The organism is Streptomyces sp. NBC_00576, assembly GCF_036345175.1.
Lineage (GTDB): Bacteria > Actinomycetota > Actinomycetes > Streptomycetales > Streptomycetaceae > Streptomyces.
Genome location: NZ_CP107780.1, coordinates 3,086,394 through 3,099,056, shown reverse-complemented (window position 1 = coordinate 3,099,056; position 12,663 = coordinate 3,086,394). Strand labels below are relative to the sequence as shown.

At 68.5% G+C, this 12,663-nt stretch carries 11 protein-coding genes and 2 riboswitches; of the genes, 5 read left to right on the top strand and 6 right to left on the bottom strand.

The genetic code is table 11. The features are described 5' to 3' along the window. Positions 1-224: 224 nt before the first annotated feature. From OG734_RS12870 to gcvT, 6 genes are all read right to left on the bottom strand, one after another. The gene (locus OG734_RS12870; protein WP_330287621.1) at positions 225-1,124 is read right to left on the bottom strand and encodes a nucleotidyl transferase AbiEii/AbiGii toxin family protein; all 900 of its coding nucleotides are present in this window, start codon (positions 1,122-1,124) and stop codon (positions 225-227) included. Further along, positions 1,124-1,738: a type IV toxin-antitoxin system AbiEi family antitoxin domain-containing protein gene (locus OG734_RS12865; protein WP_330287620.1), complete on the bottom strand. Its 615-nt coding sequence runs from the start codon at positions 1,736-1,738 to the stop codon at positions 1,124-1,126. Before OG734_RS12865 ends, OG734_RS12870 begins: the two co-directional genes overlap by 1 nt. Before the next feature lie 261 nt (positions 1,739-1,999). Continuing rightward, positions 2,000-3,367 carry an L-serine ammonia-lyase gene (locus OG734_RS12860; protein WP_330287619.1) on the bottom strand — a complete coding sequence of 456 codons (1,368 nt, stop codon included), beginning with the start codon at positions 3,365-3,367 and terminating at the stop codon, positions 2,000-2,002. A 64-nt stretch (positions 3,368-3,431) separates the two neighbouring features. After that, a complete protein-coding gene (gene glyA, locus OG734_RS12855; protein ID WP_330287618.1) occupies positions 3,432-4,694 on the bottom strand; it encodes a serine hydroxymethyltransferase in 1,263 nt (420 codons plus the stop codon). Positions 4,695-4,734: 40 nt separating this feature from the next. Then, on the bottom strand, positions 4,735-5,112 hold the full coding sequence (gene gcvH / locus OG734_RS12850) for a glycine cleavage system protein GcvH (protein WP_319209419.1): 378 nt from the start codon (positions 5,110-5,112) through the stop codon (positions 4,735-4,737). 119 nt (positions 5,113-5,231) lie between these two features. After that, positions 5,232-6,350: a glycine cleavage system aminomethyltransferase GcvT gene (gene gcvT, locus OG734_RS12845; RefSeq protein ID WP_330287617.1), complete on the bottom strand. Its 1,119-nt coding sequence runs from the start codon at positions 6,348-6,350 to the stop codon at positions 5,232-5,234. A gap of 34 nt (positions 6,351-6,384) precedes the next feature. Continuing rightward, a riboswitch (glycine riboswitch) is annotated at positions 6,385-6,493 on the bottom strand. After that, positions 6,494-6,594, bottom strand: a riboswitch (glycine riboswitch). A gap of 217 nt (positions 6,595-6,811) precedes the next feature. On the opposite strand from gcvT, the gene OG734_RS12840 reads away from it, so the two are divergent. From OG734_RS12840 to OG734_RS12820, 5 genes are all read left to right on the top strand, one after another. Continuing rightward, entirely contained in the window at positions 6,812-7,492 is a 681-nt protein-coding gene (locus OG734_RS12840; protein ID WP_330287616.1) for an AAA family ATPase, read from the top strand. Between the two features lie 93 nt (positions 7,493-7,585). Continuing rightward, on the top strand, positions 7,586-8,389 hold the full coding sequence (locus OG734_RS12835; protein ID WP_330287615.1) for an enhanced serine sensitivity protein SseB: 804 nt from the start codon (positions 7,586-7,588) through the stop codon (positions 8,387-8,389). Positions 8,390-8,587: 198 nt separating this feature from the next. Then, complete coding sequence (locus OG734_RS12830; protein ID WP_330293644.1) at positions 8,588-9,400, top strand: enhanced serine sensitivity protein SseB C-terminal domain-containing protein; 813 nt, start codon at positions 8,588-8,590, stop codon at positions 9,398-9,400. Between the two features lie 335 nt (positions 9,401-9,735). Further along, a complete protein-coding gene (locus OG734_RS12825; protein WP_330287614.1) occupies positions 9,736-10,734 on the top strand; it encodes an ABC transporter permease in 999 nt (332 codons plus the stop codon). 68 nt (positions 10,735-10,802) lie between these two features. After that, positions 10,803-12,596: an ABC transporter substrate-binding protein gene (locus OG734_RS12820; RefSeq protein WP_330287613.1), complete on the top strand. Its 1,794-nt coding sequence runs from the start codon at positions 10,803-10,805 to the stop codon at positions 12,594-12,596. Positions 12,597-12,663 lie beyond the last annotated feature (67 nt).

The following is a 12,663-nucleotide window of genomic DNA, read 5'->3' as shown; positions in this document are numbered from 1 at the left end:
AGGAGCCAGGTTCTCAAGACTCCTCAGTCTCAGTTGTGGTCTCAGTGGGCGGGGAATCTGGGGTGGTCCATCTTCGTCCATGGTCGTCCGACATCAACACTGACCAGGTGTTTCGTTCTCGTGGTGGATGCCTGTGGAAGCCGGTGGACCAAGATTGGACAACTCGTAATGCGTAGATCCCGGGTTCGCATCCCCGAAGTCCTGGTAGGTCGGCCGGGCCCGGTTCACGACCAGGTGAGGGTCGCCGCATTCCACGTACGGGTGGCGGCATCGCCCTTAAGAAGTGTGTCTGCGAAGGCGGTGACCTGTCGGACGACGTCGGTGAAGCGTTCGGGGTGGCCGGTTGCGGCGGCGCCCTGTCGGCGACGCCAGGCGGTGTAGGAGGTCTGGCGACGTTCTCCGAGGTCGGTGATGGTGATGCTGAGGGGTTTCAGGGAGATGCCGCGGTGTCGGGCGGTGGCGGTCAACGCCGTGGTGAGTTCTTGGCCGTCGAGGTCGTTGAGGGTGAGCAGGCGGTAGAGGTCCGCGTAATCCCGGTCGCGGGTGTTGAGGTCGCCGAGTGAGACGGCGGTGGAGAGTTTCTCGGCGATGACGGTGGCGAGCGGGTAGCCGAGGATCTGGAAGCTCTCCGGCGTGAGCTGTTGGGGGTAGTCGATGACCCGGGGGCCGGGGGTGACGGGGTCGCCGAAGCTGACATCCAGTTGGAGCTTGAGCCGGGCCCGGGCGATGGAGGCGGCCATGGACAGGCGTACGCCGTGGTACTCGTCCTCCTCGCGGATGGGGACGGTCTTGAGTGTCGCGGGATCGAATGCGACTCCGTCGTCGATCTCGGTGGCGGCGATGACCGCGATCCTGCGGATGATCTCGGTTTCGGTGCCTGGGAACGAGCGGCCGAGGATGTCGATGTCACGGGTCATCCGGCGGGCGCCGAACTGGGCCAGCAGCAGGCCGCCCTTGAGGACGAAGTGCTCGCGGCCGAGAGGTGATGCGGCCAAGCGGTAGAGGAACCGTTCGAGGACGTACTCGACCATGATCTCGTCCGTGGACCGGCTGGTGCGGCGGGCCAGGTTGCGCAGGTCGTTGTAGACGCGGCCGGCGGTGGTGTCGCGTTTGGGGTTGGCCATCAGGCGAGCACCGCCTCAACGGCCGGGCGGATGATGGAAAGGGCGCCCAACTCACGTGCAACATGCTGGAGTTCGCTGACTCCACTGCGCCCCTCTCGGCGCAGGTAGCGGCCAAGCGCGGACAGAGCGAGGGTCTCGCCGATGCGGCTGCGGTGGCGCATCGCGTCGACGACGCTGCGGGCTGCGTTGTACACGGGGATGGTCTCTCCCGGGGCTGCTTCGAACCGTTCGATGCCGAGGGTGAACGTCGTCGGGGTGTACTGCGCCACCACGCTCGGCGGGTAGGAAATTGTGGGGCGGCGTGTACCGCGGGGCACGGCGATGTGTACCGCTGCGGGGATGTCGTCGATCAGCTCGTGCAAGGCCAGAGCGGATTCGCCGCACACGACGGCGCGAGGAGCCCGTGCGCACACGGCCAGCAGATCCGCGTGCGCGGTCTCTGGTGCGTCTGCCCGTCGGTAGACCCCCCGGGACAGTTCGTCTATCTCTCCCTCCGCGACCAAGGACGCCAGATCACGAGGGGAGAGTAGGACCTGACGTGCTTGCGCCGTAGTGAACGTGGGGGAGAGGCCGGTCAGCCGCTGCTCCAAGCGCGAGTTCTCCGCAGCACTCATGTATCGAATGGTACCCCTCTGGAGGCTTCAGGGGATCGATTTGATACATCCTGGCGACGGTTGGCGGTCAGGGCGAGTCGGAACAGCGATCGAAGATGTCACGAACCCCCAGGTCAGGCTCCCGTCCCATGGGATTTCCTGGGGACTTTTCGGGGACTTTCAAGCCTGTCCCAGGGACTTTTCGGGGACTTTCCGCCGAGTAAGCTGGGAAGGCACTGACAGCACTGAAAGACATGAACGCGCTGGTCAGGGCCCATCCCCTCAGCACTCGATGATGTTCACCGCCAGCCCGCCCCGGGCCGTCTCCTTGTACTTGACGCTCATGTCGGCCCCCGTCTCCTTCATCGTCTTGATGACCTTGTCCAGGGACACCTTGTGCGAGCCGTCCCCCCGCATCGCCATCCGCGCCGCCGTGACCGCCTTCACCGCGGCCATGCCGTTGCGCTCGATGCACGGGATCTGGACCAGGCCGCCGACCGGATCGCAGGTCAGGCCGAGGTTGTGCTCCATGCCGATCTCGGCCGCGTTCTCGACCTGCTCGGGGCTGCCGCCCAGCACCTCCGCCAGCGCGCCCGCCGCCATCGAGCAGGCCGAGCCCACCTCGCCCTGGCAGCCGACCTCCGCGCCGGAGATGGACGCGTTCTCCTTGAACAGCATGCCGATCGCGCCGGCGGCGAGCATGAAGCGGACCACGCCCTCCTCGTCGGCACCCGGCACGAAGTTGAGGTAGTAGTGCAGGACCGCCGGGATGATGCCCGCGGCCCCGTTCGTCGGGGCCGTAACGACCCGGCCGCCCGCCGCGTTCTCCTCGTTCACCGCCATCGCGTACAGCGTGATCCACTCCATCGCGCGCGCCAACGGCTCGCCCTCCGCCCGGAGTTGACGCGCCGACATCGCCGCGCGCCGACGGACCTTGAGCCCGCCGGGGAGGATGCCCTCGCGGGACATACCGCGCGAGACGCACGCCTGCATCACGTGCCAGATGTCCAGCAGACCGGAGCGGATCTCGTCCTCGGTGCGCCAGGCCCGCTCGTTCTCCATCATCAGCGCGGAGATCGACAGACCCGTCTCCTGCGTCAGGCGCAACAGCTCGTCGCCCGTGCGGAAGGGGTACTTCAGTGCCGTGTCCTCGAGCTTGATCCGGTCGGCGCCCACCGCGTCCTCGTCGACGACGAATCCGCCGCCCACCGAGTAGTACGTCTTCGACAGCAGCTCCGTCCCCGAGGCGTCGTACGCCCACAGGGTCATGCCGTTCGCGTGGTAGGGCAGCGTCTTACGGCGGTGCAGGACGAGGTCGTCGTCGAAGGAGAAGCCGATCTCGTGGTCGTCCAGCAGCCTGAGCCGCCCCGACTCCTTGATCTGCTCCACCCGTGCGTCCGCGCCCTCGACGTCCACCGTGCGCGGCGAGGCGCCCTCCAGGCCGAGCAGCACCGCCTTGGGAGTGCCGTGGCCGTGTCCGGTCGCGCCGAGCGAGCCGTACAGCTCCGCGCGGACCGACACCACCGCCCCGAGGACCTCCTCGTTGCGCAGCCGGCGGGCGAACAGCCGGGCCGCGCGCATCGGGCCGACCGTGTGGGAGCTGGACGGGCCGATACCGATCGAGAACAGGTCGAAGACCGAGATGGCCACGGGAACTCCTCAGAACGGGGGCGGTGGGCTCCGCACAGGGCGGAGCCCACTCACCCCAGGGGTACTACTTGGTCAGGCCGGGATACAGCGGGTGCTTGTCGGCCAGCGTCTTCACGCGGGCCTTCAGGCTGTCGACGTCGAACGACGGCTTCAGGGTCTCGGCGATGACGTCCGCGACCTCCGTGAAGTCCTCGGTCGTGAAGCCGCGGGTGGCCAGCGCCGGGGTGCCGATCCGCAGGCCCGACGTCACCATCGGGGGACGCGGGTCGTTCGGGATCGCGTTCCGGTTGACGGTGATGCCGACCTCGTGGAGACGGTCCTCGGCCTGCTTGCCGTCCAGCTCGGAGTTCCGCAGGTCGACGAGGACCAGGTGGACGTCCGTACCGCCGGACAGGACGGACACGCCGTGCTCGCCGACGTCCGCACGCACCAGGCGCTCGGCGAGGAGCTGCGCGCCCTCCACCGTACGCCGCTGGCGCTCCTTGAACTCCTCGCTCGCCGCGACCTTGAAGGAGACGGCCTTCGCCGCGATCACGTGCTCCAGGGGGCCGCCCTGGAAGCCGGGGAAGACAGACGAGTTCAGCTTCTTCGCGAACTCCTTCTTCGCCAGGATGATGCCGCCGCGCGGGCCGCCCAGCGTCTTGTGGGTCGTCGAGGTGACGACGTCCGCGTAGGGCACCGGGTTCGGGTGCAGCCCCGCCGCGACGAGACCGGCGAAGTGCGCCATGTCGACCCAGAGGTACGCGCCCACCTCATCCGCGATCCGGCGGAACTCGGCGAAGTCGAGCTGCCTCGGGTACGCCGACCAGCCCGCGATGATCACCTTCGGCCGGTGCTCCTTGGCGAGCTGCTCCAGCTCGGCCATGTCGACCAGACCGGCCTCGTCGACGTGGTAGGCGACCACGTCGAACTGCTTGCCGGAGAAGTTCAGCCGCATCCCGTGGGTGAGGTGGCCGCCGTGGGCCAGGTCCAGGCCGAGGATGGTGTCCCCGGGCTGGGCCAGCGCGAACAGCGCGGCCTGGTTGGCGGAGGCGCCCGAGTGCGGCTGCACGTTGGCGTACTCGGCGCCGAACAGCTCCTTGACCCGGTCGATCGCGATCTGCTCGGCGACGTCGACGTGCTCGCAGCCGCCGTAGTAACGGCGGCCGGGGTAGCCCTCGGCGTACTTGTTGGTGAGAACCGAGCCCTGGGCCTCCATGACGGCGACCGGAGCGAAGTTCTCCGAGGCGATCATCTCCAGGGTGGACTGCTGGCGGTTCAGCTCGGCGTCGACGGCGGCGGCGATGTCCGGGTCGAGCTCGTGCAGGGGAGTGTTCAGAAGCGACATGGGGCAGTACGTCCTTACGCCTGTCTTGAGCCTGGGTGTCTCAGCTGCCGGAGAACGCGGTGTACTCGTCCGCGGAGAGCAGGTCGCCCGGCTCGTCCGCCACGCGCACCTTGAAGAGCCAACCGCCCTCGAACGGGGCGGAGTTCACCAGCGACGGGTCGTTGGAGACGTCCTCGTTGACCTCGGTGACCTCACCGGAGACCGGGGAGTACAGATCGCTGACCGACTTGGTCGACTCCAGCTCGCCGCAGGTCTCGCCCGCGGTCACCGTGGCACCGACCTCGGGAAGCTGGACGTACACGACATCGCCGAGCGCGTTGGCCGCGTGCTCGGTGATACCGACCGTCGAGACGCCGTCCTCGGCGCCCGACAGCCACTCGTGCTCCTTGCTGTAGCGCAGCTGCTGGGGGTTGCTCATGGCCTGAATTCTCCTGTACGCGGGGGACTGGTCATGCATGGGGTACTACAGGGACTGCCCGTGAACAGGCAGGACACACGGGACAGCGGCTGCTCCTGCCGCCGGAGCGACAGCCAGGATCACTTCCGGCGCTTGTAGAACGGCAGCGCCACGACCTCGTACGGCTCGTGAGTGCCCCGGATGTCCACGCCGACCCCGGCCGTGCCCGGCGCCGAGTGTGCGGCGTCGACGTACGCCATCGCGATCGGCTTCCCGAGCGTGGGGGAGGGGGCGCCCGAGGTGACCTCGCCGATCACCTTGCCGCCGGCGACGACCGTGTACCCGGCGCGCGGGACGCGACGGCCCTCGGCGACCAGGCCGACGAGGACCCGAGGCGGCTCGTACGAAGCACGCTCGGCGGCCTCGCGCAGGGCCGCGCGGCCCACGAAGTCGCCCGCCTTGTCGAACTTGACGACCCGGCCGAGCCCGGCGTCGAAGGGGGTGAGGGCGGTGGTCAGCTCGTGCCCGTACAGCGGCATGCCCGCCTCCAGGCGCAGCGTGTCCCGGCAGGACAGACCACAGGGGACGAGTCCGACCGGCGTACCCGCGTCGGTCAGCGCCTGCCACACCTTCTCCGCGTCACCCGGCGCCACGAACAGCTCGAAGCCGTCCTCGCCGGTGTATCCGGTGCGCGCGACGAGGGCGGCGACACCGGCGACCGTGCCGGGCAGGCCCGCGTAGTACTTGAGGCCGTCGAGATCGGCGTCGGTGAGGGCGGCGAGGATGCCGGGGGCCTCCGGGCCCTGTACGGCGATCAGCGCGTAGGCGTCCCGGTCGTCGCGGACGAGTGCGTCGAAGCCGTCGGCGCGCTCGACGAGGGCGTCCAGTACGACCTGTGCGTTCCCGGCGTTGGCCACGACAAGGTATTCGGATTCCGCGAGTCGGTAGACGATCAGGTCGTCCAGGATGCCGCCGTCGGCCCGGCAGATCATGGTGTAGCGGGCGCGGCCCACGGCGACGGACCCGATGTTGCCGACGAGGGCGTAGTCGAGCAGGGAGGCCGCTTCCGCCCCCGACACGGTGATCTCGCCCATGTGGGAGAGGTCGAAGAGGCCGGCCTTCGTGCGTACGGCCAGATGCTCGTCGCGCTCGGAGCCGTACCGCAGAGGCATGTCCCAGCCGGCGAAGTCGGTCATGGTGGCGCCGAGCGAACGATGCAGGGCATCGAGCGCGGTCAGACGCAGAGGTGTGCTGCTCATCGGTAGTGCTCCCAGGGCATGACGGCGAGGTCGTTCCTCCCCATCTGTCATCGGAACCTGAGAGGTTCGCCATGAAGGACATGGCTTGCACCGTGGGTGGAGCCACTGGTCACGACGACCTGCGGCCCGCTTTTCAGATGTGCCTCGCCCGCGCGGTAACGGGGCCTGAGAGATTCAAGGGAGGGACTTGCTCCTTCGGCGCCCGGGTACCCAGAGGTGCCCGGAACTCTCCCGCGCGGATTCAAGCGGCCGGTATGCAGTTGGCGGGCACATCATCGCACGCATTCCTTCGGCACGGCAGGGGGACCCTTCACAGGGGGGACACAGCCCCGCCTGAGCGCACATATCCCCTGTAGCAGGCCTGTTGCAGTAAGGGGACCCAAACGAGAGACACCGCGTATTACCTTCTCTTTACACTCGACGGGGACGGTACTTCCCGACCCCATGGGAGGACCAACACGGTGAACAGGACCACGGCGTACGCGACGAACTCGGCCCTCGGACTGACCGACGCGCTGCCCAAGCAGCCGGCCGCCCCCGTCCGGGAGGAGTGCGCTGCGCGCCCGGAACCCGTGATCCGCGATCTGCGGGAGCGCTCGGGCCACAGCCCGCACGGCCTCACCTTCGGCGCCCGCGACCTCGTCGTGGTCACCGGCCTGCCCGGCAGCGGCAAGTCCACGCTGATGCGCCGGGCGGTGCGCGCCACCGGCATCGACTCCCAGAACACCCGCGACCACTGGGACGCCCGTACGCCCTCCTTCCTCCCCTACGCCGTCTACCGCCCCCTCGTCCGCCTCGCCCACTACGCCGGACTGCGCCGCGCCCTGCGGTCGGGCGCCGGAGTCGTCGTGCACGACTGCGGTACGCAGGCCTGGGTGCGCGGCTGGCTGGCCCGCGAGGCCCGCCGCCGGGGCGGCACCCTGCATCTGCTCCTCCTCGACGTCACCCCGGGCGAGGCCCTGGAGGGCCAGCGCGAACGCGGCCGGGGCGTCTCGCGGTACGCGTTCCTGCGCCACCGCCAGGCCGCGTCGCGGCTGCTGCGCTCCGTGGAGAAGGGGAACCTGCCGGAGGGCTGCGGCTCGGCGGTGCTGATCGACCGGGACGCGGCGGACACGCTGCGCAGGATCGACTTCGCAGACTGACCGCCGTATCTGCCGGGGCCGGTTAGGGTTTTGCTCATTAAGGGACTCCCCTTGAGGGACTCAGGACAGCGGTTCACAGCAGGCGGTAGGCAGATGGACATCCCGGCGGACTTCCCCCCGGACTTTCCCGGGGGCTTCCCCGCACCGGCACACCCCCATTCGCACGGCGGATGGCCCGGCAACGAGCTGGAGGAGGTGCTCTCGGCGTCCCTCGGCGTGCCCGGCGCGGGCGCCCGCCTCGTCGAGGTCCTCGGCCGCAGCTTCGTCTGGGTCCCCCTCCCCGCCGGCGGCGGCCCCTACTCCGGCCCCCTCGACCTGCCCACGCTCGACATCCAGGGCCAGGCGTATGTACCGGTCTTCAGCTCGGAGGAGCAGTTCCGGCAGGTCGTCGGCGCCCATGTGTCGTACACCGTGGCCCCCGCCGTCGAGTTCGCCCGCGGCCTGCCGCCCCAGGTCGGCATCGCCGTGAACCCGGACGGAGTGGTCGGCGTCCCCCTGCCCCCGCCGGCCGTCGCCGAACTCTGCCGCTCCGGCCGCACCGTCCTCGACGGCGTAGCCGGCGGCGGTCGCGTCCGCCTCTACGAGCCCAACTGGCAGGAGGAGCCGGTCGACTTCCTCACCGCCGCCTCGTCGGAGTTCGCGGGCACGGGCGTCGTACAGACGGCCCGCCGCTGCCTGGCGACCATAGAAACGGCCGCCCCCGTCATGTTCATAGGCGTCGAGCTCTCCCCCTGGGACCCGGTGGCCCGCACCATCCCCATGGACGCCCTGGGCAGGGCGCTGACCCGCGCGGCCTCGCCCTGGCCGGTGAACCTGGTCTTCCTGGACATAGCCCAGGACCCGGTGACCGACTGGTTGCGGGCAAAGGTCCGTCCCTTCTATCAACACGGGGGCTGAGAAGCGCCCCGAAGGGGCGCGGGGCTGTGGCATTCTGCGGCTGCGTCGAGCGGGCGCGGCCAGCCACAATGGGCCCGCAGCCGCCCGAGCACAGCAAGTCCCGAGCTCTTGGGCGGCCTTCCGCAGACCGTGGTGTCAGCGGCGCCGCTTAAGCTAAGAAACGCACAACTCGGTCAGGGTTACGAAGGGGCGATAATGGTGAGCGCGTCGGGCACGGCCGCGGCCGGTCAGGTCGAGCACATGCTGCGCCAAGTGACGCCCGGGCGTTACGACGCCTACGAGGCGCTCCTGCGCGCCCTCGCGACCCCCTCCTCCGGCCAGATCTGGATGCTGCTCTGGCACGGCCAGGCCGGCTCTCCCGACGCGCAGTACGGAAACATGCAGGTCGACGGGTACGGCTACGCGCCCTGCGTGACCTCCGCCCAGGAGCTGTCGGTCAGCGGCTGGAACAGGTCGTACGAAGTGGTCGACGGCCTCGACGTGGCCCGCACCCTCTATCCGGACCAGTACGGCCTGTGGCTCAACCCGCACTCCCCGGGCGGCGGCGTCGGCATCCCCTGGCTCGACCTGCGCAGGATCGCGACCGGCCTGGAGCGCCAGCCCGCCGGCCCCCTGCGACTGGCCGAACCCGGCATCGAGATCCCGCAGTTCTACGCCCTCCTCTCGCAGAACGCCCACCGCACCCCGGCGATCCGCTCCCTGCGCCGCGCCTGGGTGCAGCCGGCGCTCGGCGCGCCGTACCTCGCCATCGGGCTGGACGTGTACGACACCTCGCCGCCCGCCGTGGACTCGGTGCGCGCGATGATGCAGCAGTCGATCGGTGCGGTCCCCGAGGGGCTGCCGGTGTCGACGGTCGCCATGTCGGACGAGCAGGACCCGGTCGTCATGTGGCTGCGCGCGAACGCCCGCCCGTTCTACGACCGGGAGGCCCACGCGGTCGCCGCCCCGCCCCAGACCCCGCAGGCTCCGGCCGCGGGATACGGGTATCCGCCCGCGCGGGGACGTTACTGAGCACCCCCGGAGCATGGGCGCGTCACTCTACGGTGACCGCGCACAAGAATCACCGCGTTGTCTCCGCGCGTAGATCAAGGTGAAATAATCGACCTTACGAGTAATGTCCCCATTGGTGCCCGTCCGGCCCCCGTTACCCGGCGTTCGGATAACGGAATCCCCAGGACAGCATCACGGTTGCGCATCCATTCACCTCCAAGTCTGGTGACAGATCGCTGAACCGTTGAAGACTCCCGCAACAGGGGGTTGTTCTCCCCTGCGTACAACGGACTAATCACGCCGCTACCGCGGCAAGTGTGAGCCGGCTACCGCCGGTTGAGAGGGGTCCCTGCCAGATGACGGCACCACTGCACGAGCCGACCGCGGAAACGGCCCCGAGTGCGGCCGAGGAAGCGGCGTTGGCCGGCGCCGATGCGAAGGCCGTCCAGGGTCGTTCTCTGGGCCGGATCGCCTGGGAGCGGCTCAAGCGGGACAGGCTCGCACTCGCCGGCGGCATAGTGGTGGTCCTCCTGACCCTGATCGCGGTGTTCGCGCCGCTGATCGCCGGGCAGGACCCCGACGCCTATCACGAGAACCTGATCGACCCGCTCTTCGGTACGCCCAAGGGCGCCCTGGGCGGAATCAGTAGCGACCATTTCTTCGGCGTCGAACCGGTCAGCGGCCGCGACATCTTCGCCCGCATCGTCTACGGCGCCCGGATCTCGCTCCTCGTGGGCTTCCTGTCCGCGCTCGTCGCCGTCGTCCTCGGAACCGTCCTGGGCATCCTGGCCGGCTTCTTCGGCGGCTGGGTGGACTCGGCCATCAGCCGGGTGATGGACGGTCTGCTCGCCTTCCCCCAACTGCTGTTCATCATCGCGCTGGTCTCCGTCATGCCGAACGAGATGCTGGGCCTGACCGGCACGGGCGTACGGCTGTTCGTGATGATCCTGGTCATCGGTTTCTTCGGCTGGCCCTACATCGGGCGCGTGGTGCGCGGCCAGACGCTCTCACTGCGCGAGCGCGAGTACGTCGAGGCGGCCCGCTCCCTCGGTGCCGGGCGGTTCTACATCCTGTTCAAGGAACTGCTGCCCAACCTCGTCGCCCCGATCATCGTGTACACGACGATGATGATTCCCACCAACATCCTCACCGAGGCGGCCCTCAGCTTCCTCGGAGTGGGCGTCAAGCCGCCCACGTCCTCGTGGGGCCAGATGCTCTCGGCCGCGATCGACTACTACGACTCGGACCCCATGTACATGGTGATCCCGGGTGTGGCGATCTTCATCACCGTTCTTGCCTTCAACCTCTTCGGCGACGGCGTGCGTGACGCGCTCGACCCGAAGGGCTCCCGCTGAACCGCCGTACCCCAAGCGACCCGTGGACCTTGCACGGGGTCTCTCATCTATTCGGAGGATCCGAGATCGTGACTACCCAACGCACCTCAGGGCGGCGCAAGCAGGCCATGGCCGCTACCGCTGTGGTCGCCGCGCTGCTGACCACGGCGGCGTGCGGCGGCGGAGGCGATGACGACGGCGGTACGAAGAACGGTGCCGCCGGTTTCGACGCCGCCAACAACAAGGTCGCCCAGGCCTCGCTGGTCAAGAAGGGCGGCGAGCTGAAGTTCGCCGCTTCGCAGGACGCCGACTCGTGGGACACCACGCGTGGTTACTACGGCTTCATGTGGAACTTCTCCCGGTACTACAGCCGCCAGCTCGTCACGTACAAGCCGGAGCCCGGCAAGGCCGGCGCCCAGGTCACCCCCGACCTCGCCAACGGGCTCGCCAAGGTGAGCGACGACGGCAAGACCTACACGTACACGCTGCGTGACGGGGCGACCTGGGAGGACGGCAAGCCGGTCACGTCCCAGGACATCAAGTACGGCATCGAGCGCGTATGGGCGCAGGACGTGCTGTCCGGCGGCCCGATCTACCTGAAGGACGTGCTGGACCCCAAGGGCGAGTACAAGGGTCCCTACAAGGACACGTCCAAGGACAAGCTGGGCCTGAAGGCGATCGAGACGCCGGACGCGAAGACCATCATCTTCAAGCTGCCGGCGGCCAACTCGGACTTCGAGTACATGCTGGGACTCACCTCGGCGTCCCCGGTCCGCCAGGACATGGACACCAAGTCCAAGTACGGTCTGAAGCCGTTCTCCTCCGGTCCGTACAAGTTCGAGTCGTACGAGCCCGGCAAGGACCTGGTACTGGTCCGCAACACCGCGTGGAAGGCCGCCTCGGACCCGGTCCGCAAGGCCTACCCGGACAAGATCTCGATCAAGTTCTTCACCAACGCCAACGACCTGGACGCGCGCCTGATCGCCGGTGACTACGACCTGGACATCGGCCAGACCGGCCTGCAGGCCCAGGGGCGCACCACCGCGCTCAAGGAGCACAAGGCCAACGTGGACAACCCGACCTCGGGTTACATCCGCTACGCCGTCTTCCCGCAGAGCGTGAAGCCGTTCGACAACATCCACTGCCGCAACGCGGTGATCTACGGCGCCGACCACGTGTCGCTGCAGACCGCGCGCGGTGGCCCGGTCGCCGGTGGCGACATCGGCACCAACATGCTCCCGCCGTCCGTTCCGGGTTCCGAGGGCCAGAAGTACGACCCGTACGAGCTCGCCACCAAGAACAAGAGCGGCAACGTCGCCAAGGCCAAGGAAGAGCTGAAGGCCTGCGGTCAGCCGAACGGCTTCAAGACCACCATCGCGGTCCGCAACAACCGCCCGACCGAGGTGGCCACGGCCACGTCCCTGCAGGCGTCGCTGAAGAAGGTCGGCATCACCGCCGACATCGACCAGTACGACGGTGCGCAGACCTCCGGCATCATCGGCAGCCCTTCGAACGTGAAGAAGAAGGGCTACGGCATCATCATCATGGGCTGGGGCGCGGACTTCTCGTCCGTCCAGGGCTTCGGTCTGCCGCTGTGGGACAGCAAGTACATCCTGGACAGCGGTAACAACAACTTCGGCCTGATCAAGGACAAGGCGATCGACGGCCTGTTCGACCAGTACAACACCACGCTGGACGACGCGGGCAAGGCGAAGATCGCCACCGAGATCAACCACAAGGTCATGGAGGGCGGCTACTACCTGCCCTTCGTCTTCGAGAAGTACATCAACTGGCGCTCCAACCGGCTGGCGAACGTCTACACGACCGATGGCTACAGCGGCGTGTACGACTTCGTCAACCTCGGTCTGAAGTCCACGAAGTAATCCCGGCACACCCGCCGAACGGCACGAAAGGCAGGTGAAGGCCGGCGCAGCCGGACCGCGGGCCACC

Bases quoted from the DNA above. Each gene is read 5' to 3' on its own strand.
- OG734_RS12870 (WP_330287621.1), bottom strand. From the start codon at position 1,124: ATGGCCAACCCCAAACGCGACACCACCGCCGGCCGCGTCTACAACGAC.
- OG734_RS12865 (WP_330287620.1), bottom strand. From the start codon at position 1,738: ATGAGTGCTGCGGAGAACTCGCGCTTGGAGCAGCGGCTGACCGGCCTC.
- glyA (WP_330287618.1), bottom strand. From the start codon at position 4,694: ATGTCGCTTCTGAACACTCCCCTGCACGAGCTCGACCCGGACATCGCC.
- gcvH (WP_319209419.1), bottom strand. From the start codon at position 5,112: ATGAGCAACCCCCAGCAGCTGCGCTACAGCAAGGAGCACGAGTGGCTG.
- gcvT (WP_330287617.1), bottom strand. From the start codon at position 6,350: ATGAGCAGCACACCTCTGCGTCTGACCGCGCTCGATGCCCTGCATCGT.
- OG734_RS12835 (WP_330287615.1), top strand. From the start codon at position 7,586: ATGGACATCCCGGCGGACTTCCCCCCGGACTTTCCCGGGGGCTTCCCC.
- OG734_RS12825 (WP_330287614.1), top strand. From the start codon at position 9,736: ATGACGGCACCACTGCACGAGCCGACCGCGGAAACGGCCCCGAGTGCG.